Source organism: Halorussus ruber (assembly GCF_004765785.1).
GTDB lineage: Archaea > Halobacteriota > Halobacteria > Halobacteriales > Haladaptataceae > Halorussus > Halorussus ruber.
The window spans coordinates 137,601-159,114 of record NZ_ML219768.1 but is presented as its reverse complement, the minus strand read 5'-3'; the positions used below and the strand labels follow the sequence as shown (position 1 = coordinate 159,114).

The window sequence follows — 21,514 nt, the reverse complement described above, 5'->3', positions numbered from 1 at the left end:
CCCAACCGAGATGAACCCGAAACACGTCCTCGCCGTCGTGTTCGCCTTCCTGCTGGTGAGTAGCGCCTCGTTCGCCGTGGACGTGGGCGCACAGCGCCCCGACCCCGCCCCGTTCTCCGACACCATCGACATGGGGATGACGGCGGCCGGGACCGTGCAGGCCCGCGAGCGAGGCATCGAAATTCCGCGCGCGCAGGTCTTCTACTCCCAGTATCGCTACGTCGTCGGCTACCACGGCGTCACCTCGCTGGTGGACGAACTCGGCCGCGAGGGCCACGCCCGCCAGTTCGGCGTCCCGCTCACGATTTACGTCAGCGACTACGCCAATGCCCAATTACAGGTCGGCGACGACGGGTTCCTCCGACAACCCGACGACGCCTCGGCCTACGTCGGGTGGGTGGCCGCCGAGGAGGCGTACTTCGTCGTCGGGAGTCGCGCCCGAACGCCCGCGGGGGAATCAATTGTACCGTACTCCTCGAAGTCGGCCGCCGAGGAGTTCGCCGACGAGTACGGCGGCGAGATTCGGCGCTGGGACGCGGTCCGCTCGATGTCGTTCGGAACCGGGGCCGCGACACGCGAGGCCTTCCAGCAGGAGGTCACCAGTCGCCACTCGTGGGCCGACGAGCGAGTCGCCGAGACCGAGGACCTCCTCGACCGGCCGGTCTCGGTCGTGGTCGGCGAGGACGCCCCGACGCTCTCGGCGGCGGTCGAGGCCGCCCCGCCCAATACTACTGTCCGTGTCCCGCCGGGGACCTACGACGCGAACGTCACCATCGACAAGCCCCTGACGCTCCGGGGTGCCGGAAACGCGACGCACCTCCGAGGTGACGGGAACGGAACCGTCGTGACCGCGATCTCCTCGCGCGTGGCAGTCGCCGACCTCCGGATTTCCGGCGTCGGGGGCACCCTCTCGGCCGAGAACGTCTCGACCGAGCGGTCGGGCCAGTGGGACTACCGCGTCCAGCTCGGCTACGGCTACGGCGACGCGGGCGTCACCCTCGACTCGGCCAACGAGTCGCTGGTCCGGAACGTGACGGTGGACACCCCGGCGAACGGGGTCGTCGTGCGCTGGAGCCAGCACGCCGTCGTGGACGACGTGCGAGTCAACGGGAGCGACAACTGGCAGGAGGGCTTCATGGGCGTGATGGTGATGCGCTCGCAACTCGTCGTCCAGAACTCGACGTTCGTCGGCGGGCGCGACGGCGTCTACACCCACCTCTCGGACGGCATCGTGGTCCGGAACAACCGAATGGTCGGCGAGGAGGGGATGCGCTTCGGCGTCCACGAGATGTACACCTCGGACGCGCTGGTGGCGAACAACACCGTCTCGGGGGCCGACATGGGCGTGGTCGTGATGACTCGGCCCGAGGGCAACCTCATCGTCGGCAACGAGGTCCGAGACAGCTACTCGGGGGTCAACGTCGGCGGGCGGGCGTCCTACGTCGCACAGAACGTGGTCGTGAACAACCACTACGGCATCGAAGCGCCCTCCAAGACCTCCATCTACGAGCGCAACGTCGTCGTCGGCAACGACGTGGGCTTCCGGGCCTCGTCGCTCATTCCGACCAATCTGGTCACCGAGAACGACTTCGCGGCCAACGACGAGTACGTCTCCTCGACGCTCGGTCCCCTCCGGGTCTGGACCGCCGACGGTCGGGGCAACTACTGGTCGGGCGCGCCCGGCGGCGACACCGACGGCGACGGCGTGCTGGAGCGGTCTTTCCACCCCAGCGGCCCGGTCGATAGCCGGGTGGACGAGGTCTCCGGCGCGAAGACGCTGGCGAACTCGCCCGCGCTGTCCGCGCTCCGGGCGCTTCAGGGCGTCGTCCCCGGCCTCCGGCCGACCGGGGTCGTGGACGAGGCACCGCTGGCCGACCCGGTCCGGCCCGCGGTCGTCGCCGCGGAGACCGGTGGGACGAACGCGACCGAGACGAATCAGACAGGAGGAGCGCAATGACAGACGACACTCAGTCCGGAAGCGAGCGAGAGGTATCGGAGGGACGCAACCAGACGCAGGTCCTCGAAGTCGAGGGTCTCGGCCACTCGTTCGGCGACGTGGACGTGTTCTCTGACCTCTCGTTTTCGCTCGCGGAGGGGACCGTCACCGCGCTGGTCGGGCCGAACGGGTCGGGCAAGACCACGCTCCTGCGGGCGGTCCTCGGACTTCTGGACCCCGACGAGGGCCGGGTGGAAATCGAGCGGTCGCCCGACAGCGGGCGTCGAATCGGCTACCTGCCCCAGAGTCCGGCCTTCCGCCCGGCGTTCACCGTCGAGGAGACGCTTCAGTTCTACGCCGACCTGCTGGAGAAGGAGGTGGACGTGTCGGCCGTCCTCGACCGCGTCGGCCTGTCGCAGGTCCCCGACCGACGAGTTGACGCCCTCTCGGGCGGGATGACGAGATTGCTTGGCGTTGGACAGGCCATCCTCGGCGACCCCGGACTGGTCGTGCTGGACGAACCGACCGGCGACTTGGACCCCCGGATGACCGAGTACGTCTTCGACGTGGTGGCGGACCTCGCCGACGACGGGATGGGGATTCTGCTGGCGACCCACAACCTGACCGGGGCCGGAGAGGCCGACGACGTGCTGCTGCTCGACCACGGCGACGTGGTCATGTCCGGGTCGCCCGCCGACTTCGTGGCCCGGACCGAGGCCGAGGACTTCCGCGGGGCCTTCCTCGAACTCACGGGCGGCGAGGAGGGCGCGGTCAGCATCGGTGGAGCGGACCGCGAGGGCGAAGCGGTCGGTGAAACGGACGCGGACGGCGCGGCCGACTCGGCCGCGCCGTCCGCGGGCGTCCAAGCCCCCGGAGGTGACGACGAGTGAATCGCCGGTCGCTCGACCGGGCGTTCGCGGTCGTCGGTCGGGAACTGAACACCGTCGTCCGGACGCGGGCCTTCCTCGCGCTGTCCGGCGGGTTCGCGCTCGTCGTGGCGGTACTGGCGTGGACCGCCGGCGCAATCGGCTACGTTCCCCTCGTACTCGACCTCCTCACGCCGGTCGAGGTCTTGGTGCCCGCGCTGGCGCTGGCCTTTGGCTACCGGTCGGTCCTCGGCGACGAGGAGCGCGGCGAACTCGACGTGATTCGGACCTACCCCGTCTCGCGGGCGACGTTCGTCGTCGGGGTGTATCTGGGCCGCGCCGCGGCGCTGTTGGTCGCGGTGGTCGCGCCTCTGCTGGCGGTGGCGCTCCTCGTGCCCGCGTTCGGCGGGGTCGGGACGCAGGTCATCGCCTCCCACGGCGCGACCGACTCGCCGCTGGTCTACCTGCGGTTCGTCGCGCTCACGTCGCTGTTCGCGCTGGTGCTGATGGCCGCGGCGCTGGCGGTGTCCACGACCGCCGGGACGACGCGCTCGGGCCTCGTCGTCGCCATCGCGCTCGGCGTGGCGCTGGTGGTCGGGTTCGACGCGAGCATCGTCGCGGGCCTCGCGGGCGGAATCGTCCCCGAGGGCGGACTCGACGTTCTCCTCGCGCTGAGTCCGAACAGCGCCTTCCGCGGGTTGGTGCTGGAGACGGTGGTCGGCGGGATTGCGTCGGGCGCGCCCGCGGCTTCCCCCGCGGCGAGCGTCGTCGGTTTGCTGGGGTGGTTGGTCGGCGCGCTCGCGGTCGCAGTCCTCACGGTCTGGTCGGGGACGCGGCGGTAGGAGTCAACCAAAAGACAAATTATCGCTGTCTTCGGCTTCAAAGACGTGACTCACAGACGACAGTATATCGAAGCCGTAGCCGGGGTCCTTCTCGCTACGAGTGCAGGTTGTCTCGGCGACGCGGACCGGACCGGCGCGTCCGGAACCACGACGACGGAGAAGACGACGAAACCGGCAACGAAAGGGACGACAGAGCCGTCGGCGAGAGAAACGACGACCGAGGGTGGACACGGCTCCGATGACGAACAGACTTCGGCAGACGCAACGGAGTCACCGTCGGCTTGGAGCAGTCCTGCGGCCTCGTTCACCTTCGAGTACACGAAGCAGGACGGTGTGGGCAGCGTTTCCGTCACGCATCACGGCGGCGATTCTATCGACGCAAGTCGGCTCACCGTCACCGTCGATGGAACTACCGCCTTCGAGTCTGGTGACGTCGCGGCCTCGAAGTACAACGAGGAGGTCAACGAATGGACGGAAACCGTAGAGTCTGACGATACGCTGACGATTAGCGGCGGAAAGGGAACTTCGATAACTGACGGGCAGACGATTGAAATCGAATGGACGCCCGAGGAGGGCGACTCCGTTCTCATCGCCCGCTCCGGTGTCAGGTTCTGAGAAACGGTGTCCTACGAGAAGTCACCGAGACTCGCGTTGATTCGATACGACTCGTCCTCGCCGCCGCCCTCGCCGGGTTCGACTCTCCGGACCCACGCGGTGTAGCTCTCGGGCAGGTCGTCCAACTCGACGCGAATCTTGAGGACGGTCGATTCGCGGGCCTTCGCGGCCATCGCCTCGCGCTGGCTTCGCTCGAACGACCCGTCGCCCGCTTTGACCTCGCACCAGTACTCGGTCAGGACCGGGCGGTTCGGCCCGAGGCGCACGACCGCGCGGCAGTCGGGTTCCCACCGCTTGCTCGTGCCGACGGTCACGGGGTCCGGGTCGCGGTCGAGTTCCACGCGCACGTCGTCGGCCTCGCGCTCGGCGAGGTCGGCGTCCACTCGCGCGAAGTGGGTCAGCAGGGGCGGGTTGACCTCGGGCGAGAAAATCACGGCCTCGCCGAGCGCGCCGTACTGGTTGGCCTCGGTGTCGAAGGTCAACCCCTCGGTCGGCGACCCCTCGGGGTCCCACCGCTTGCGCTCGGGCCACGCCACGAGGTAGCCGTCCACCTCGTCGGGGTCGTTCGGCGCGGCGCGCTGAACCTTGACCGTCTCGTCGTCGGCCGAGAGTTTCCGGGCGCGACGGTGGGCCTCGGCCTTCGAGTCGAAGTCGAGTCGGTCGCCCTCCTCGCGCACGAGTCGCCGGACGGCCCTGTTGGCCTCGCGGGCGCTGTCCTTGACGGCGACGCGAAACGGGTCGGAGACGGGATTCATTGGTGGTGTCTGGTCGCGGCGGTCACTTGAGTCTGAAGATGCGCGATTGTGAGTGCTGGTGTAGGTACTTTTAGTTATGTTTAAGAATTAGAAATATTTGTTTAGTAATTGTGTTCCTATCTTTAATACCCTCGACACCAATTTTGCTACGAATTTTGGATGTGCGCGAGATTTCTTGCCGGAGCGCGAGACGAAGTCGGAAGAGCGGAAGAAGCTAGCTTCAGGCTTGAGCCGAGGAGTCACCGCAACCGCCCCGCGACCGCACCTCGTCCTCCCCAGCCTCCTCGTTCGCTTCGCTCACTCGTCCCTCGCACGCCGATGGCGCGGCATGAAGCCGCGCCAGCGCGCGCCGGGTGGATGATTCACCGGCTCACGACGCCGAAAAACTCACCTGCGGAGCGGCGCGGTGCTGTGCGGAGCGGTGCGGACCGAACTAGCTTCTCTACCGCGAGCGAGGAGCGAAGCGACGAGCGAGCGGCCCTTTTTTGATCCACATTTTTTCGAGGAGCGGTGCCCGCAGGGCGTGACCGCAGGTCACGCCCGAGGACACCCGACGAAGAAAAAAGGTGGTCGCAAAAGGTGGTCGCAAAAGGTGGTCTCAGAAGGGGTAGTCGCGCGTCTCGTTCTGGACCGACACCCACTTCGTCTGGGTGAACTCGTGGAAGATTTCGTCGCCGTCGTAGCGGCCGATGCCCGAGGCCTTCATGCCGCCGAACGGGACGGCGGGCTCCTCGTTGACGGGCTGGTCGTTGATGTGGACCATGCCAGCCTCGATGCGGTCGGCGAGGTCGCGTCCGCGGTCGAGGTCGCCCGTGTGGACCGCCGCCGCGAGGCCGTACTCGGTGTCGTTGGCGAGTTTGACCGCCTCGTCCTCGTCCGAGAAGGGGATGACCGGTGCAATCGGACCGAAGTGTTCGTTGCAGGCCGCGGCCATGTCGTTCTCGGCGTCCGAGAGGACCGTCGGTTCGAAGAAGAGGTCGTCGGCCTCGCCGCCGGTTTCGAGGGTCGCGCCCTGTTCGACGGTCTCCTCGACGTATTCGAGCAGGTCGTCGCGCTGGCCCTCGTCGATGACCGGGCCGATGACGTTCTCGCGCTCCCGCGGGTCGCCGATGGGCAGGGCCTCGGCGCGCTCGGCGAGCTTCTCGACGTACTCGTCGTAGAGGTCCTCGTGGACGAGGTGGCGGTTGATGGAGATGCAGATTTGGCCCTGGTGGAGGAAGGAGCCGAACACCGCGCTATCGACCGCGGCGTCAACGTCGGCGTCCTCGGTGACGACGAACGGGTTGTTGCCGCCGAGTTCCATCGCGGGGAGTGCGAGGGCTTCGCCCGCCAGCGAGGCGACGCGCTTGCCGACCTCGGTCGACCCCGTGAACGCCATCACGTCGAGTTCCGGGTGGGAGGCCATCCGGTCGCCCACGTCCGAGCCGCGGCCGGTAATCACGTTCAGCACGCCCTCGGGCAGGCCCGCCTCCTCGAAGATGCGCGCGATGAGGAGGCCCCCAATCACGGGCGTCGAAGACGCGGGCTTCAGCACGACGCTGTTGCCGGTCGCCAGCGCGGGAACGACGGCGCGCAGCGAGAGGTTGAACGGGAAGTTCCACGGCGAGATGACGCCGACGACGCCCTCGGGGACGCGCTCGACCTCGTTTTCCTTGCCGGGAATCATCGACTCGCTGGTCTCGGTGCCCATCTGCTCGCCGAAGCCCAGCGAGTGGTGGCACAGGCCCTTGGCGGTCTGCCACTCGGCGAACGCCTTGGCGCTGGCGCTGCCGGACTCGATGGCCAGCGACTCCAGAATCTCGTCGCGCTTCTCGTCCAGCAGTTCGATGGCGTCCTCGATGACCGCGTTGCGCTCCTCGACGGACGTGGCCGCCCACGACTCCTGGGCCTCGGCCGCGGCCTCGTAGGCGCGGTCCACGTCCTCCTCGGTCGCCGCGGGTACCTCGGTAATCTCCTCGCGGGTGGCGGGGTTCTCGACCGCGATGGTGTCGCGGTCGTCCGCCTCGACCCACTCGCCGTCCAGATACAGTGCGTTCCAACTGCCGTCGGTGGTGAAGCCTCTTTCCGTCACGACTTAGACTTGGTAGCCCGATGGCAAAAAGTCAATCGAGTCTCCCGGACGATGCCGACCCGTCAGCGCCCACTCCAGACGTGTCTTCCTTTCGACCGCTTCTGGAACTGCTCGGATAAACGCCGCCGATTGACGAAAGTTTATAACCCGTGAACCGTAAATTGCCGTTAAATGAGTGGTAGCGGTTCTGGAAACGAATGCGGGGCCGACACGTCCGAGGAGGACCTCGCGGTCTTCCAGTCCCGACTCCGGCGACTCAAGCGCGAGGGCTGTAATCTGCTGGTCGTCGGTGACGTGCCCCGGGAACTCTTCACCCGGGCTAGCGAGAGCATGCTCGGCGACGCCGACGCGCGTCGCTGGCGGGTGTTCGGACTCACCGACGCGACCCCCGAGAGCGTCCGCGACAGGCTTCCGTCGGCCGAGGTTGCGCCGCGCCCGCGCTCGGAGACGACGAAAATCGTCACCCACGCCGTCGGGTCACAGCGAACTGCCGACACTGCCGCGCCCGACAACCTTACCGCCGACACCGCCGCGTACGACAACCTTACACCCGACACCACCGCACCCGACACCCCTACTGCCGACACCACCGCGCCCGAGACGACCGTCCTCGGAGAGGCCATCCCCGAAGTGGACGTAAGCGACGCCGACCTCGAAGCCTTCCGGCGGGAACTCGTCTCGGCGCTCGACGCCTTCGGCGTTCGGAGCCACCGCCCCGCGTCGGTCCGCCTGTCGGTCGATTCGCTCGTACCGCTGCTCGACCGCTACGACCGCGAGGCCGTGCGCCGATTCCTCCGCGCGGTCACCGACCGCGTCCACGACCGGGACGCGATGGCCCACTACGTCCTGCCGGTAGCCTACGACAGCGACACCTGTCAGGGACTCGTCGAGGAGTTCGACGCCGTCGTCGAGCTTCGAACGACGATCGAGTGTGCGACCGACTCGTCTGGCGATTCGCCGCGACCCCACCGCGCCGAGGAGCGGTGGCACCTCCCCGAGTCGGACGCGACCATGCCGTGGGTTCCCCTCTGACAGGCGAAAAGTTCGAGTACCCCCGGCCGAGATGTTTCGTAGCCGAATCGCCACACGCCGGAAACAGGTTGTCCCCAGGAGGTTGTAGATGCCACCGAGGTTCGACACGCTCGACGATTCCACCGGATTCGAGGTCGTAGACCCCATCGAGACCCGCCGGTTTATCTTCCTGACGGAGTCTCCGGTCGAGTTGGCGTCCGCCGATCCGGACTCGTTCAGGTTCCCGGTCACGTCCGCGGCGGCGGTCGAAACTGACGCCATTCGACTGCCGTACATGGTACTGACCTACGTCCGCCAACCCGCCGACGAGGTAATCGCGGACCTCGCCCACGACGTATCGGTCGAGTTTCCGCCCGGCGAGTATCTGCTCGAACTTACTGCTCCTCTCAAACTCTACCTTCGCGTCGATGCCGGGATTAGCGTCGAATCGGACACTGAATCGATGCGGTTCGAGTTCGACCGCGAGGCGACGGTCGAAATCGGCGTGCGGTCGTTTCACGAGTCGCCGGAAGCGACCGTCACGACGACCGACGACCCCGAAGACGTGATGGCCGCGGTTTCGACGTTCGGGTCGGGTCTCAAGACGACGACTTGCGAGCGGTCGTGGCCGACGCTCCGGGGACACCCGCCCCGAATCGAACGCGGCGACGAACTGTCGATTCCCGACGAACTCGACGTGCCCGATACCGGCGTCACCATCGAGATTCCGCCGACGCTCGATGCGATTTACCCGGTTGCACCGCTGGCCTACTACTTCGGCGCGGACGTCGTGCCGGGCGAGACGCCGCGGTTGACCGTCGGCGGATTCGAACACCGTTTCGACGGTCGCGGTGGGTTCGAGGACGAGGTAGTCCGGACTCTCAGACGGACGTTCTTCCTCGACTGTCTCACCCGCACCGAAGGACTCTATCCCATCGAGCTGGCAAACCGGAAACAACTCGAACCGTCCGTAAATCTCGACTTCGAGACCCTCTACGACGCACCGCTGGAAGAGCAGTTGGAGGCGTACTTTTCGGTCCCATACTCGACGCTGACCGAGACGATGCCGAAGTGGCACCGAGTCACCTACGTCCGACCGGACGCCGAGAACGTCGAGGTCCTTCCGTACTTGCTTAACGACTTCTCGATTCTCCGGACGCCGCCCCAGCCGACCTACGACGAGTCCGAGGAGATGCGCGAGACCCGCGACGCGATAGACCACTTCAAGCGAGGCGAGCTGTCGGACTCGGACGCGACCCGAAGCCCCGATAGAGACGCCAGTCCGCCGTCGAGACAGGGCGTTCCGCCGCTCGACGAGTACGTCCAGATGCCCGACGCGGACGCCCTCGAACAGGCGTGGGTCGGCGACGGCACGCCGATTCGCGGGACGAAAGTGCTTCGGGAGGCGTTCGGCCACGAATCAGAGGACGCGAGCGAGGGCGTCATCGACATTACGGTCGTCTGTAACGACGAACAGATGCGCGAGGAGTGGGACGCGATTGCGGAGGTGTACGGACCGCGGGAGACGATTTCGTTCGACCCGAGCGTCCACTTCGACGTGACGACCGACGAACTCCGAGAGCTGTTGCAAGCGCCGACCGACCTCTTCCACTACGTCGGTCACATCGACGGGCGAGGATTCGAGTGTTCGGACGGGATGGTGGACGCCCAGACCCTCGACGAGGCCGGAATGAAAGCGTTCCTCCTCAACGCCTGTCGGTCGCACAACCAAGGCGTGGCGCTGGTCGAGGCTGGCTGTCACGGTGGTATCGTGAGTCTCGGCAACGTCGGAAACCCCGCCGCGGTCGAACTCGGCGAGACGCTGGCGAAACTGTTTCAGGCGGGATTCAGTATCGGGAGCGCGCTCGCCATCACCCGCGAGTCCACGTTCGTCGGGTCACGGTACATCGCTATCGGTGACCCCGGTTTCACCCTGACTCAGACTGACGACGTGGTTCCGTTGCTGTATACGGTCGAACCCAGCGACGGTGAACACTTCTTGCTAACTGGTTACGGCTATCCGACGAGAGACCACAGTATCGGCGGTATTTCGACGACGTATTTCGACGACGGACCGCACTTTCTGTCTACCGGACCGTATCAATTCGAGACGACGAAAGAACGCATCGCTGACATCCACAATAACCCGCCCCACACGCCGTTAATAATCGATGGGAAGCTGATGTTAGTCCACGAATGGCTGGGTAATAAGTAGATTTACGGACCGGTGCTTCCGGAACCACTTCCGGCGAGGACGGGGACCGTCTCCACGAGGAGCAGGACGAGCAACCACGCGAGATGGACGATTGTTTTACTACCTGTGACGCGTTCGACCGTGTTCTCTACGACGGACATGTAACAAAAAATCAGTCGTTAGTGTTTAGTTTACTTTTCGATATTGTCCCAAATACGTACATTTAGTATCATGTCTAATGAATCTTGTGGCCGAGAGGCGGTCAGAGTGGGCGCGAGCGACTCGCTCCGTGGTAGAGATTATCTCGTCTGCGAAAGATACACGACCTCCGGCGACGAGGAGTAGTCCGAAGTCATGAAGAAAGTTCTCGCTTCCGTCGGAATCGGCAACGCGACAGTCGATACCGTCCTGCCCTCCGCGACCGTCACGCCCGGCGAAACCGTCAGCGCCGAAGTCAACATCAGCGGCGGGTCCGCCGAGCAGGAGGTCGGCGCGATTCGCTTCGAGTTAGAGACCAAGTACGCCACCGAGGAGGGGTACGAGGAGGCCGACATCGACCGGTTCACCCTGACCGAGGACCTGACCATCGAACCCGACCGAGAGGAGACTCGCTCGGTCGAAATCGAGATTCCCTACGGGACGCCCGTGACGCTGGGCAACGTGGACGTGTGGGTCGAGACCGAACTCGACATCGACTGGGCGGTGGACCCCGAGGACACCGACTACCTCGACGTGCGACCGACCCCGCGCTTGCAGGCGGTCTTCGACGCGATGGAGGACCTCGGCTTTTCGTTCCGGAGCGTCGAGTGCGAGGCCGACCCCTACGACCGGTACGGCACCGGCAACCGGTTCGTCCAAGAATTCGAGTTCCGCCCGCAGGCGGGTCCCTTCCGGGGCGACTTGGACGAGGTGGAACTGGTGGTGTCCGAGAGGCCCGAGGAGCTAACGCTGTTCATCGAAATCGACCGCCGGGGTGGCCTGTTGAGCGAGTTGGCCGAAACCGACGAGTCCAAGACGAGTCTGACGGTCCGAGAGACCGACCCGGACGCGATTCGTGACGGCTTGGAGCGGACGATTTCGAAATTCGTCTGAGCGATTGTGTAGTCACCCGGCCGTCTGTCGATGTGAGACAGCGATTATCTCAGCGAACCGCAGTAAAGGCATCCCGGAGCGTCATCGACCACGCCAACATGACTGCGGCGACGCCGAGAAGACCGCTATTGAAAATGACGAATGGCTCGAACCGAGCGGCATACGGCGTCACGACTGCGGTAACGACGGCGACGATACCGAGCGACGCCGGAAGTGACGGAATCGGTCCGACACCGTCTCGGCGTACCTTCGGATACCAGTACAGTGGGACGAGCGTGAGTAGTAACACCAGAAGGTGAGGCCCCGACGAATCGTAGGAACTCGGGGAAATCTGGGACGCGAGTTCGAGGCCGCCGAACTGGACGAGGAACGCGAGTGCCATCACGTGGTCGTCCTCAGACCATGGGAACGACCGACCCGAACGCCGAGCGCGAACGCTCCACCGCATACCGGCGAGACCGAGTAAGACGCCACCGACCGCGAAGAGTCCGACGACGAGATGTATCTCAAATAGTCGGTTAGCCACGAGGAACGACGCGATAGCCATCGTCGGAAACACGAGCAGGTCCGGGAGGCGCTCGGGCGTGTCGGCCGACCTTACGTGGCGTCGAACTTCATACGTCCAGAACCACATCCAGTAGCCCGCCGCTAACACGACCGGGGAAAGCAAAACGACGAGCAGGACCGCCGCCAGCGGCGATAGCTCCACCGAACTCGAAAACGGGCTTCCGATGCTGAATAGCACCATCCAGACGACCCGGCCACCGAGCCAAAATCCCTCGAACGCCACGAACAAGCCGAAAAGGCGCTCTGGTTCCGACCATGCCGCCGCGAGTCCCTCGAGGAGTTGTGTTTCGACATCGGCGGCACGAACGGTGAACCGGCGTAGTCTCGGTACCGACAGCCAGCGACCGACCGCTACCGCGGAAACCGAACCGATTAGCAACACCTCCGGAAGCGGGTACAGCCCGTCGATGACGGCGATAACGATACCGAGAAGGAGGAATACGGCGACGGTCGCCGGAACGAACGGACGCGACTGGTCGGTCTCAGTCGTCGTGACCGGCCGAAGAAGAGTGAGGACGAGGGCAGAGATGCTGGTATGAACGAGTAGCCAGAGGGAGATGGTCGGAGCGCGCCACGGAAGAGTATCGGGAGTAGGGAAGAAATTATGAGCAAGCACGAGACCGTAAATCAGCGTGAATACTGCAGCAACGGCGCGGACTGTGAGCTGCATCGTTCGAGAGGCCCCATCGAGCCACCCAGTTCTTGTCGAGAGCTCAGCGACGGCGAGGTACGACACGAAGAGGTAGGCTGGCCACCGGGTCGAACGAGCGGAACTCCGGACAAAGAGGCGGTGGACAGAGTTGACGGTACTCACGAGGGACATTTCGACGGAGCGAACCGTGACAGGGTCTACGACCATTCTGACAGGCGACATGTAGATGGCTCGAGAGGCCGAGATGATGACTCCGTGTGCGACGTCTTGGACTACCCAGCTGTCAATCCACAGCGCGAGCGAGAAGAGAACGTACCCGATCGCAAGCGAAAGCCCGAGAACCGAAGAAATCGAGAGTTGTAACGCCGACGCGTTCGAGGAGCCCTCCCGTACGAACTCTGCGAAGACCAGATAGCTCAAAAGGAGTAGGAAACCGACGCCTGCCGCCGGGTACAACTCACGGACGAGGACGGTTACGACCGTTATCGAAATCGAGTCGTTAAGCAATCGAAGGCCCGGAAGGGCGAGCAGTTTCGGAAGGAGTGCGAGTCCGGACAGGATGACCGCGAGAATCAGGCGACCGGTACTCGACGGCACGGGTTTTCTAGCCATATATATTGTATTTTCACACTTATGAGTAGATAGAAAAATTCTATCCCGATAGAGATAAATTTTTCCACGGAATCGCACCTGTCTGACCGCTTCGCAAACCTTCTTGCTGGCGCTCGCCCGTAGCTACGGGCATGTCGTCCGGGTCCGATGCTCGCTCCGCGTTTCGCTCCGGCGTTCGGGACGTGCTTCCGGCGCTCCCCGCCAACGTCCCGTTCGGCGTCATCGCCGGAGTGGCGACGGTCGGCGCGGGCTTCGACCCGGTGCAGGCCGCCGCGTTCGCGGGGATGCTGTTCGCCGGGGCGGCGCAGGTCGCGGCGGTCGAGTTGATCGGCGAGCGCGCGCCGCTGACGGTCGTCGTCCTGACCGCGCTGGTGGTCAACTTGCGGTATCTGATGTACAGCGCGTCGCTCGGCGCGCACTTCCGGGACCTCTCGGCGCGGTGGAAACTGGTGGTCTCGTTTTTCCTGCTGGACGTGACCTACGCGCTCTCGGTCGCCAAGTTCGAGGGGCCGAACGCGCCGGACCCGACCGGCGAGGGCCGGTGGTACTACCTCGGCACCGCCGTCCCGCTCTGGGCGACGTGGGTCGGGTCGAGCGTCGTCGGCATCGTCTTCGGCGCGCGAGTGCCGTCGAGTTGGCAACTCGATTTCGCCATCCCCCTGCTGTTCATGGGCCTGCTCTTTCCCGCGCTGGACGACGCGCCATCGTACCTCGCGGGAGTCGTGGCGGGCCTCCTCGCAATCGTGGGGGTCGGCTTGCCGTTCAACGTCGGGATTCTGGTCGCCGCGCTCGGCGGTATCGTCGCCGGAGTGCTGGCGGAAGGCGTCGGCGCAGGGTCGGAGGAGGTGCGAGAGCAGTCGTGACCGCCCAACCGCTCGCAAGTCAACCGCTTGCGACCCAACCGCTCGGCGACACGTCCATCTGGCTGGTCGTCCTCGCGGCCAGTCTCGGCACCTTCGCCATCCGGCTCTCGTTCATCGCGCTGTTCGGGCGACTCGACGAGGTCCCGTCGGGGTTGGAGCGCGCGCTGAAGTACGTGCCCGCGGCGGTCCTGACCGCCATCGTGGCCCCGCGGCTGGTCTACCTCGACGGGACGCTCGCGCTCGGCGCGGATAACACGAGACTGCTGGCGGGTCTGCTGGCGGCGGTGGTCGCGTGGCGGACCGAGAGCATGCTCTGGACCATCGTGGTCGGGATGGTGGCGCTCTGGACGCTGGAGTGGCTTCCGCTCGGGGTGTGATTTCGGAACCGGTCGCCGAACCGGACGACGGAAGAATCGTATATACGTCTTTAAGAAATGAAAATAATAACTAAACAAATAATTTCATTCACGGATACCAACGCTTACCCCGTCCCCGCGACAACGGACTCGCCATGAAGCAGTTCCCGCCGGTCCCGCGCGCCGAGGAGGCCCCGGCCGACCTGTTCGACGCGGGCCACCTCTGGATTCAGGAGCGAATCGACGGCCTGCACCTTCGCTTCCGCCTCCGGGAGTCGGGCGTCCTCGAATTCGGCGACCGGCAGCGCGTCTACGGGTCGGACACCGACGACGTGCCCTTGGCCTACCACCACGCGGTCCGGCACGCCCGCGAGTCGTTCGACCGCGAGGCGCTCCGGGCCTCCGTCGAGGACCTCTCCTCGGTCGTCTTCTTCGCCGAGGCGACGGTCCGGCGGGCCATCGACTACGACTGGGGGCGCACCCCCTCGATTCTGGGCTTCGACGTGTGGAACGGGGCAGAGGAGCGCTTCCTCCCGCCGGACTCGGTCGAGCGGGTCTACGACCGCCTCGGTCTCGACTCGGTCAACGTCTTCCAGAAGGAGGCCCGCGCAATCGACTTCAGTCCCGAGAGCTACGAGGTTCCGTCCTCGGCGTGGTACGACGGCCCCGCCGCGGGCGTCGTGGTCCGGAACAAGACCGGCCAGCGCGCCGTGATTCGTCATCCCGACTTCGAGAGTGAACCAGACGCCGAACCGCTTTCGGCCCCCGCCGACGAACTCGCCGAGCGGTACGCGACCCGCCAGCGAGTCGAGGCGGTTGCTCGCAGGTTGGAATCCGCCGGGCGGCCCGTCACCTTCGACGCCGTCTACGAGCGCGTGGTCGAGGCCATCGCCCGCGAGGAGTACCACCGACTGTTCCACGAACAGTCGTCGGTAGACCTGAGCGATTTCCGGTCCGAGGTCGCGGCGCGGACCCAAGAGTTCCTCTCAGAAATATAGACTACGTGACTACCACGTCTTTAAAACTCGTTCGATTGAGTAGTCGATATAGACACGTTTCGGTCACTTTATAAAACGGACCGCTCTCAGTTGCACGTAGATGCCAAGCGGTCTCTCGTTGGGGTTGAATCTCGTCTCGCTAGTTGTCTTTCTTCTTCCCGGACTCGCTGGCGTAAAACTCGGGCTACTGATAGCCGACCGAGCAGACTGGCTAAACCGCGTCGATACGATTGGTCTGAGTTTCGGGGTCAGTCTCGCCTCGATGGGAATCATCTACACGTGGTTCAGCGTTCTAGCGTTGCACCCGCTGACGACTACCGCGTTGTCCCCGATTTGGAACGACGTTCTCGTTGGAATCGTAGTGTATCTTGATATTCTGGGGGTGTCTCTTCTTGTCGGGGCGCTTCTCGGCGTCTTAGACTTCGGCGGAGACACTGTCGCAAGTCGGAAAGGACTCTGGTACCAGTTCTTCTCCGAAATCGAATCTGAACTCGACGCCGAGGAGTATCAGGTTCGGGTCCGGATGCAGTCCGGTGACGAACTCTGGGGCAGAGTCGAGGACAAAGGCGAGATAAGCGTCAACCGCGATATTCTGTTGGAAAACCCTCGACGAGTCGTTCGGGGTGAAGACGGTTCCATCGGCGACACGTACCGCTACACCGGGAAAGCGTACCTCCACAACCAGGACATATCACACGTCGAATTCGACAAACTGACGACTGCGGACGAAACTGGAAGTGTCTCCGAGTGGTTACTTCGGGACGCAGATGCCAGCGAAGCAGAGCAATCTGACAGTAGCGAAGCGGAGAGTGCAGACGCGGACGCCGAAATGGCAGAGTTAGAGAACTTCGCCAAAGAAGCAGATACGGCCGCTTCCGACCCCGACGAGGAAGACGCAGTTCGCGGTGAGTAACACTACGCGGCTTTCCCTGTAGCGATATCCAGCACACTGTTCCGTGCCATCTCCGGATACTCGCCGTAGACGTACTCCAGCAACTCCCAGAGGTCCATCGAGTTGTACTGGCCTTTCACGTCGCTCAGGTCTTCTAACGTTTCGGGGAACTCGTCTGACCGATTTCGGGCCTCTTCGAGGGTCCGCTTACCCTTTTGGGTCAACACGTACACCTGCTCGTCGTCCTTGTCGTCTGCCGTCTCTCTGTCGGTTCGCTCGATGAATCCTCGGGCCTCCAATCGGTCGATGTCGTCGTACAGCGACTTCGAGTACGGTCCGTACTGCCCCGCCTCGTACTCGTAGAACTCCTCTTGAAGCGTCTCCTCTTGGGCGAGGAATACCAACTTCATAAATCGAGTAATTCCCTCGATTGGTTCCGTCTCGTTAGCTTCGAGGAGCGCTAACGGGAGGAGCTTCGTATTCATTACCTACTCTTTGAACTTCCACCTATACGGTTCTTTTGATGCTTTACGGAAGTACGAGGAGAAAGCCCCGCGCTTTAGGGCGGGGATGAATCCGACAGTCGATGACACAGACCACCGACGATAGCACGGCCTGAGTTTGGAATCCTCATTTTATATGGGGTTCGCTCCTACCACAAAGTGATGGTCTTCCCCACGCACGGCATGACGGTTTCACCGTCTACTGGTCTTCGACCAGCGACCGTGGTGGGTAACAAAATCAGAACCGGCCCGCCACGTCCTCGTAATGGAGACGCGAATGGCGGTCCCCAGTCGGCCAAATACCCGACTGTGGAGGGATGCGGTATTCCCGTCGAAGCGTCCAGCGCGTCTGGATGGGAAGGCCCCATTGACAGGGCTGTACCCGTTGCAATGTACGTCCTCGGTCACAATTGGACGGCTACCGTCGAAGGGTCACGCGAAAGCGTCCTTGAACCCCGAGGAAACACGGAACCTCAAACTCCCCTTCGGGGAATCCTCGCCCGTTAGGGCGGGAGGGTGTCAACTCACCCGCATCATGGCTTCTTCATCCGGGCCACGACCCCCTCACTCACAGCGACAGCGCGTCACGCAGTCGGTCCACCAGTCCACCGCCGCCGGAACCGGGCAGTTCGCGGGCCAGCGCGTCGAGTTCGTCGTCGCCGAAGCGGTCGTCGCCGCGGGCCTCGCGGAGCCACTCGTCCCACTCCTCGCCGGTCATGGTGCCCCGCGAGTCCTCGCCCCACTGCTCGACCAGCGCTTCCCGGTCGCGGAAGGGGATGTCCATCTCGCCGCCGCCCCAGTAGAGCGGCGAGAACTCGAACTCGTAGTCGCTCTCGGCTCGGGCCTCCTCGTCCGGAAAGCGGACGCGATACGGGTAGTTGTTGTAGAGGAACACGTCTTCGGACGTGACGGTCTCCCCGTTCGGAAGGTCGAGTGTCTGGGCCATTCGGTAGGTAAGATTACGGTCCGGGGACTTTTGAGGATTCTGTCGAGGAGAGCAGTTTGCCGATCAGGAGTGGGTAGATAAGCGAACGAATCTGGAATTACAGTTTCGAAAGCCCTCGCGCGGTTCGCGGTCGCTCAGCGACATATCGCGGACCTCTCTGCACGGCCCGGTCCGCGATAGGGGTCGCTGAGGCGACCACAGGCCTCCGGCCCGCGAACCCCGCTCGCCCTTTCAGTCCACCAGGAGTCGGTTGTCGCCCCGAGCGAAGTAGTCGGTTGGTCGCACTTATAAAGACAACCTCGAATCGACCACGAAAAACTTAGATCGTCGGTCTGACTACGCTCCGACATGGCTACCTCGGCGGCGCAGGACCGACTGCTCGACCGTCTGCTCGAACTCTCGCCGCAGGAGTTCGAGGTCCTCTGCAAGGCGGTCCTCGACCGGAGCCTTCGGACGACGAGTCTGGCGGTCACCCCTGCCTCGCAAGACGGCGGTATCGACATCGAGGGGCGACTCGACTACGATTGGTTCGCCGCCGACTTCGGCGTGCAGGTCAAGCGGTACGGTCGGGGCAACGTCGTCGGAAACGACCGCGTCCACCGCCTCGCTGGCGCGCTCACCGAGAACGACTACAGTCTCGGCACCTTCGTCACCACGAGTTCCTACAGCGGTCCCGCGAGAAAGACCGCCGAGGAGTTACCGATACAACTGGTCTCCGGCGCGGACCTCACCGAGTCGATGCTCCGGACCGGCATCGGCGTGACCCAGACAGACGGAAGCTACGACCTCGACCCTGACTTCTGGCGGAACCTCTCGGAGAGCGACGAGCAGATTCCCGCGAGCGAGGTGCCTCTCGGTAACAACCTCGACAGGGTTCGGGACGCGCTCCGGGCGATTCGGGCCACGGACGGAACCGTCGAGAGCATCCGTCGCTGGACCGCCGAGTTCACCGACTACGACCTCTCAGACCGTCACGCCCGTATCAACGCCAACTCGGCGGTCGTCCTCGGTCTCGCTCGCAAAGAGCCGTCAACCGCGGGCGACGACCGCCAGCGGTGGGGACTGACGCCGACGGGCGCGGACTACCTGAACGCGACGCCCGAGTCGTCCGAGGCCCAGACGATACTCCAGCGCAAAATCCGGAGTGTCGGTCTTGTCGAGCGCGTTCGCTCGGCGGTCGCGGGCGCTGGCGAGCTCACCAAAGCCGAGATAGACGACCTGATAACCGAGGAGACCGCCGACCTCTCGGAGTCGAGCGTTCGACGCCGGAGTAGCGCGATACGGACGTGGCTCGCGGTCCTCCCCGAAATCGAGGTCGAGGGGCCGCGAACGTCGAAGACGTACGTCTACGTCGGCGATTCAAGCGAAGAAATCTGACCCTCCGAGCGGTTTCGTCACTCGTCCGCTTCTCCTCACGCGCTGTCCATCTCGCAGAGCGCGAGTCGCCAGTTCTCCGGGTCGGTGAGCGACCGCCCCCGAATCGTCCAGTCGCCGTCCTCGGCGACCGGGCGAGCGACCTGCACAGTCGGCGAGGAGACCCACGACAGCGGCGGCTCGCGGTCGCTGTGGAAGCCGTGGGCCGACAGCAGCGATTCGGCCAGACTGTCGCCCGGGGCGAGTATCGCGTCGGCGTCGTCGTAGGCGGCCAGAATCTCGGGCAGGAGCGCCGACAGCGCGCGCTCTCTCCGCCGCCCGCCGACCAGCGGCACCACGTCGGCGAGTTGGACGAGCGTGGACCCGTCCCGGCGAGTCCGCGACGCGACGACGACCGCCGCGGCAGGATTCCCGTCGTGCGCGACGACGGTCCGGTAGGTCCACTTGGGATTGCCGAACCGCCAGCGGTAGAACTCCTCGTCTCGCGGGACGTGCAGTCTCCGGGGCGTCTCCTCGTCACCGACCGACGAGAGGAGTCCCGGCGGAGCGTCGTCGTGCCACTCGCACTCGAATCGGTCCGTCGAGGGCGCGCGCCAGTCCCGGGCCGAGAGGTACGACTCGGCCGCCAGCCGTCCGACCGATTCCAGCGGTTCGGCGAGTCGCCCGGCGGACTCGAAGGCGTCGCTGCCGAGCAGTCCGGCCGGGTTCTGCACCCGGTAGTAGGTCGTTCGCTCGGCGACGACCTCCCACCCGAGTTTGAGATTTCCGGGGAGCGAGAGGTGATTCGGGAAGTTGAAGAAACAATCCACCTCGCCCGCGTACCGGTCGATTGCGGCCTCGGTCATCCGGGTGAACAGGCCCTGCCGCCGGTGGTCGGGCGCGACCATCGTGTCGCAGGGCTGGAAGGCGCGGTAGTCGGCACCGTCGGCCCGGAGCGCGAGCGGGAAGAACGCCCGCGCGCCGACCACCTCGCCGTCGGTCTCGGCGAGGTAGATGGGGACGTGGTCGGCGTACGGGTTCGCCCGGTACTTCCAGTCGAACCACGATTCGCCCATCTGCCCCCCGAGGACCGCCTCGAACAGGTCGAGGAAGGCCTCCTCGTCGTCGGGTTCGTACGGTCGCACGGTGTACTCCTCGTCGCTCGAGTTTGCGTTGGCCGAATCAGCGTCGGCGCGCTCCGCACTCTCACTCACGGTCCTCCTCCCGTGGTCGTTCATCGCTCGCTTCTTCTCGCTGGACCCACTATACTACTCGCCGCCTAACTCCGTAACGCGGTTCGAACGGTTCGTTTTCCCGCCGGGAGAGACGACTGCAATCGTCGAAACGTTCCAGCCCGATCGTTACCGTCTGAGTAGTAACCCGTCTCGGCCCCCGAGGTCCGTCTGATGGCCCGAACGTCACGCGACGGCGGAAAACGAGGAGGGAGGGGAGACCGATGGGGTCGGTGATAGTCTCGCTGGACGCCGAGTTAGCCTGGGGTTTCCACCACTATTCGGAGCCGCCGACGCGGACGCTCCGCCACGCTCGCGGCGTCTGGCGGCGACTCTGCCAGGTGTTCGACAGCTACGAGATTCCCGCGACGTGGGCGATTACCGGCCACCTCATGCTGGACGCCTGCGAGGAGTTCCACTCCGGCCATCCCGCTGGCGAGCGATGCTGTGAGGCCGCCACCGACGACATCTCCGCCGAGAGGCTCTGGTTCGGAAACGGCCTCGTGGACGCGGTCGCCAGCGCAGACGTAGACCACGAGATTGCGAGCCACGGTTTCACTCACGTCCACTTCGAACACGAGCGCGCCGACCGAGCCTTCGTCGCCGACGAACTCGCCGCGGCGGTCGAGGCGGCGACCGCGCGGGGGTTCGACCAGTCGTCGTTCGTCTTCCCGGTCAACCGCGTGGGCTACCGCGACTTGCTCGCCGACCACGGGTTCGACTGCTATCGCGGCGTCGCGCCCGCTCGGGCCGACCGCGGGCCGATTCGGCGGCGCGCGGCCAAACTCGCCAGCGGCGTCGTCGGCCGCCCCGTCCCGCCGGTCGTCACGCCGCAGGTGGACGAGTACGGACTGGTTAACGTCCCGGCGTCGCTGTACCTGTTCGACTTTCAGGGTCTCGCCCGGTCGATTCTGGGCCGGGTGACGACCGACCCGGTGGTCCGACGCGCAGTCGCGGGCATCGACGCCGCCGCCCGGACCGAGGGCGTCTTCCACGTGTGGCTCCACCCCCACGACGTTCGCGGTCCCCGCGATTTCGCCAGACTCGACGCAGTCCTCTCGCACGTTGCCACTCGGCGGCGGTCCCACGGCCTCCGCGTCGAGACGATGGCCGACGCGGCCGACCGGGTTCGCGCCGAGCGTTGAGAAGGCCCGGCGA

Annotated in this window: 20 protein-coding genes; 13 read left to right on the top strand and 7 right to left on the bottom strand. The window is 64.9% G+C overall.

What is annotated here, in order from left to right:
• Nucleotides 1-10: 10 nt before the first annotated feature.
• The 4 genes from EPL01_RS00765 (at nucleotide 11) to EPL01_RS00750 (ending at nucleotide 4,259) form a co-directional block, all read left to right on the top strand.
• Nucleotides 11-1,957 carry a NosD domain-containing protein gene (locus tag EPL01_RS00765; RefSeq protein WP_135823356.1) on the top strand — a complete coding sequence of 649 codons (1,947 nt, stop codon included), beginning with the start codon at nucleotides 11-13 and terminating at the stop codon, nucleotides 1,955-1,957.
• Nucleotides 1,954-2,826: an ABC transporter ATP-binding protein gene (locus tag EPL01_RS00760; protein WP_135823355.1), complete on the top strand. Its 873-nt coding sequence runs from the start codon at nucleotides 1,954-1,956 to the stop codon at nucleotides 2,824-2,826. The genes EPL01_RS00765 and EPL01_RS00760 overlap by 4 nt, the downstream gene beginning before the upstream one ends.
• Nucleotides 2,823-3,644, top strand: a complete 822-nt coding sequence (locus EPL01_RS00755) for an ABC transporter permease (protein ID WP_135823354.1) — start codon at nucleotides 2,823-2,825, stop codon at nucleotides 3,642-3,644. Before EPL01_RS00760 ends, EPL01_RS00755 begins: the two co-directional genes overlap by 4 nt.
• Nucleotides 3,645-3,977: 333 nt before the next feature.
• Nucleotides 3,978-4,259 carry a hypothetical protein gene (locus EPL01_RS00750; protein WP_135823353.1) on the top strand — a complete coding sequence of 94 codons (282 nt, stop codon included), beginning with the start codon at nucleotides 3,978-3,980 and terminating at the stop codon, nucleotides 4,257-4,259.
• A gap of 11 nt (nucleotides 4,260-4,270) precedes the next feature.
• Here the strand turns inward: EPL01_RS00750 and EPL01_RS00745 are convergent, their stop codons facing one another.
• Entirely contained in the window at nucleotides 4,271-5,014 is a 744-nt protein-coding gene (locus tag EPL01_RS00745) for a DUF8081 domain-containing protein (RefSeq protein ID WP_135823352.1), read from the bottom strand.
• Between the two features lie 598 nt (nucleotides 5,015-5,612).
• Nucleotides 5,613-7,085, bottom strand: a complete 1,473-nt coding sequence (locus EPL01_RS00740) for an aldehyde dehydrogenase family protein (protein ID WP_135823351.1) — start codon at nucleotides 7,083-7,085, stop codon at nucleotides 5,613-5,615.
• A 171-nt stretch (nucleotides 7,086-7,256) separates the two neighbouring features.
• Here EPL01_RS00740 and EPL01_RS21325 point away from each other — a divergent pair, with 171 nt between their 5' ends.
• Nucleotides 7,257-8,117: a DUF7504 family protein gene (locus EPL01_RS21325; protein ID WP_168215773.1), complete on the top strand. Its 861-nt coding sequence runs from the start codon at nucleotides 7,257-7,259 to the stop codon at nucleotides 8,115-8,117.
• Nucleotides 8,118-8,205: 88 nt separating this feature from the next.
• Nucleotides 8,206-10,311: a CHAT domain-containing protein gene (locus EPL01_RS00730; protein ID WP_135823350.1), complete on the top strand. Its 2,106-nt coding sequence runs from the start codon at nucleotides 8,206-8,208 to the stop codon at nucleotides 10,309-10,311.
• A 2-nt stretch (nucleotides 10,312-10,313) separates the two neighbouring features.
• Here the strand turns inward: EPL01_RS00730 and EPL01_RS21320 are convergent, their stop codons facing one another.
• Complete coding sequence (locus tag EPL01_RS21320) at nucleotides 10,314-10,451, bottom strand: hypothetical protein (protein WP_168215772.1); 138 nt, start codon at nucleotides 10,449-10,451, stop codon at nucleotides 10,314-10,316.
• Between the two features lie 193 nt (nucleotides 10,452-10,644).
• On the opposite strand from EPL01_RS21320, the gene EPL01_RS00725 reads away from it, so the two are divergent.
• The gene (locus tag EPL01_RS00725; protein WP_135823349.1) at nucleotides 10,645-11,382 is read left to right on the top strand and encodes a sporulation protein; all 738 of its coding nucleotides are present in this window, start codon (nucleotides 10,645-10,647) and stop codon (nucleotides 11,380-11,382) included.
• 49 nt (nucleotides 11,383-11,431) lie between these two features.
• Here the strand turns inward: EPL01_RS00725 and EPL01_RS00720 are convergent, their stop codons facing one another.
• Nucleotides 11,432-13,213, bottom strand: coding sequence for a hypothetical protein (locus EPL01_RS00720; protein WP_135823348.1), 1,782 nt, complete (start codon nucleotides 13,211-13,213; stop codon nucleotides 11,432-11,434).
• Nucleotides 13,214-13,344: 131 nt separating this feature from the next.
• Between EPL01_RS00720 and EPL01_RS00715 the strand changes: the two genes are divergently transcribed.
• The 4 genes from EPL01_RS00715 (at nucleotide 13,345) to EPL01_RS00700 (ending at nucleotide 16,343) form a co-directional block, all read left to right on the top strand.
• Nucleotides 13,345-14,076 (top strand): AzlC family ABC transporter permease, encoded by a 732-nt coding sequence (locus EPL01_RS00715; protein ID WP_135823347.1) that lies wholly within the window; start codon nucleotides 13,345-13,347, stop codon nucleotides 14,074-14,076.
• Nucleotides 14,073-14,453, top strand: coding sequence for an AzlD domain-containing protein (locus tag EPL01_RS00710; RefSeq protein WP_135823346.1), 381 nt, complete (start codon nucleotides 14,073-14,075; stop codon nucleotides 14,451-14,453). The genes EPL01_RS00715 and EPL01_RS00710 overlap by 4 nt, the downstream gene beginning before the upstream one ends.
• 134 nt (nucleotides 14,454-14,587) lie before the next feature.
• The gene (locus tag EPL01_RS00705; RefSeq protein WP_135823345.1) at nucleotides 14,588-15,430 is read left to right on the top strand and encodes an RNA ligase family protein; all 843 of its coding nucleotides are present in this window, start codon (nucleotides 14,588-14,590) and stop codon (nucleotides 15,428-15,430) included.
• A gap of 100 nt (nucleotides 15,431-15,530) precedes the next feature.
• The gene (locus tag EPL01_RS00700) at nucleotides 15,531-16,343 is read left to right on the top strand and encodes a DUF6338 family protein (protein WP_246045597.1); all 813 of its coding nucleotides are present in this window, start codon (nucleotides 15,531-15,533) and stop codon (nucleotides 16,341-16,343) included.
• Between the two features lie 2 nt (nucleotides 16,344-16,345).
• Here EPL01_RS00700 and EPL01_RS00695 read toward each other — a convergent pair whose 3' ends face one another.
• Together EPL01_RS00695 and EPL01_RS00690 are read right to left on the bottom strand one after the other, a co-directional pair.
• Nucleotides 16,346-16,732 (bottom strand): helix-turn-helix transcriptional regulator, encoded by a 387-nt coding sequence (locus tag EPL01_RS00695; RefSeq protein ID WP_210424028.1) that lies wholly within the window; start codon nucleotides 16,730-16,732, stop codon nucleotides 16,346-16,348.
• 661 nt (nucleotides 16,733-17,393) lie between these two features.
• Nucleotides 17,394-17,771 carry a hypothetical protein gene (locus EPL01_RS00690; RefSeq protein WP_135823342.1) on the bottom strand — a complete coding sequence of 126 codons (378 nt, stop codon included), beginning with the start codon at nucleotides 17,769-17,771 and terminating at the stop codon, nucleotides 17,394-17,396.
• Nucleotides 17,772-18,119: 348 nt separating this feature from the next.
• Between EPL01_RS00690 and EPL01_RS00685 the strand changes: the two genes are divergently transcribed.
• Nucleotides 18,120-19,148 (top strand): restriction endonuclease, encoded by a 1,029-nt coding sequence (locus tag EPL01_RS00685; RefSeq protein WP_135823341.1) that lies wholly within the window; start codon nucleotides 18,120-18,122, stop codon nucleotides 19,146-19,148.
• A gap of 35 nt (nucleotides 19,149-19,183) precedes the next feature.
• Here EPL01_RS00685 and EPL01_RS00680 read toward each other — a convergent pair whose 3' ends face one another.
• Nucleotides 19,184-20,338, bottom strand: a complete 1,155-nt coding sequence (locus EPL01_RS00680) for a GNAT family N-acetyltransferase (protein ID WP_210424027.1) — start codon at nucleotides 20,336-20,338, stop codon at nucleotides 19,184-19,186.
• Nucleotides 20,339-20,580: 242 nt separating this feature from the next.
• On the opposite strand from EPL01_RS00680, the gene EPL01_RS00675 reads away from it, so the two are divergent.
• Nucleotides 20,581-21,501 carry a polysaccharide deacetylase family protein gene (locus EPL01_RS00675; protein WP_135823339.1) on the top strand — a complete coding sequence of 307 codons (921 nt, stop codon included), beginning with the start codon at nucleotides 20,581-20,583 and terminating at the stop codon, nucleotides 21,499-21,501.
• Nucleotides 21,502-21,514: the final 13 nt, after the last annotated feature.